At 68.3% G+C, this 1131-nt stretch carries 1 protein-coding gene; it reads left to right on the top strand.

Annotated elements, in window-relative coordinates:
• Positions 1–1131, top strand: a 1131-nt coding sequence (locus H7A76_RS32940; RefSeq protein WP_185702243.1) for a type I polyketide synthase, incomplete at both ends; no start/stop codon positions are given.

Raw genomic sequence — 1131 nt, forward strand, 5'->3', positions numbered from 1 at the left:
CAACCAGGATGGCGCGAGCAACGGCATCACGGCGCCCAACGCTGCTGCCCAGACCCGGCTGGAACTGGAGGTCTATCGGCGCCACGGCATCGAGGTCAAGCACATCGGCCTGGTGGAGGCCCACGGTACCGCGACGGTGCTGGGTGACCCGATAGAGGCCAGGGCCCTGGCCGATGCCTTCGCCCAAGGTGGCCATAGTGGCGCACCTTGTGCCCTTGGCTCGATCAAGAGCACGGTGGGGCACACGGCCACAGCGGCCGGCATCGCCGGAGTATTCAAGGTCCTGCTGGCGTTGCGGCACCGGCAGATCCCGGCGTCGGCGCATTTCGTCAGTGCCAATCCGCACATCGATTTTTCCCACGGTCCGTTCCATGTCCCCACCCGCACCGAACAGTGGCACCGGCCCGTGGCCGGGGAGCGGCTGGCGGCCGTCAGCTCATTCGGTTTCAGCGGTACCAACGCCCACGCGGTGATCGCCGAAGCGCCCGAGCGTCCGGCGCGGCCATCGGCCAGCCCGCTGCATCTGGTGGTACTGTCGGCCAGGACCCTGGAGCAACTCCGGCTGCAGGCAAAGAACCTGCTCGCCCACCTGCAGTATGAGCCCGTCGAGCCGGGTGCCATGAGCCACACCCTGTTGTTGGGCCGGCGCCACCTCGAACAGCGCCTGGCCTGGGTCACCCGCGATACGGATGCGCTGCGCGTGCAACTGGGGCAATGGCTGGACGCCAGCGAGCTGGTCGATGGCTACAGCGGGATCGTCGACGGTACCCAGGAAGCCTCCACCAAGGCCCAGGCTGTGGCCGACCAGTGCTTGCAGGACTGCCGCGCGCCGGCCAATCCCGAGGTGCTCCGCGGTGCGCTGCTGTCACTTGCGCAACTGTATGTAGAAGGGATCGAGCTGGACTGGGCACGGTTGTTCCCGGGACAGCGGCCGGGCCGGGTCGCGTTGCCGACCTATCCCTTCGAGAAAGAGCGCTATTGGCCGTCCGGTAAGGAGCAAGAGGACCGGCAGGCCGCTGCTCAGGCGCAACTGGCGTCAGTCCAGGCCGCCCCCGCGGCAGCGCCCGCCACGCTGGTGCAGGTCAGCGCCAGCAAACCAGCCGCGGCAACCCAAGCCAAACCCGGCCGTCT

The sequence above is a fragment of the Pseudomonas sp. MSSRFD41 genome (assembly GCF_014230245.1).
Classification (GTDB): Bacteria; Pseudomonadota; Gammaproteobacteria; order Pseudomonadales; family Pseudomonadaceae; genus Aquipseudomonas; species Aquipseudomonas piscis.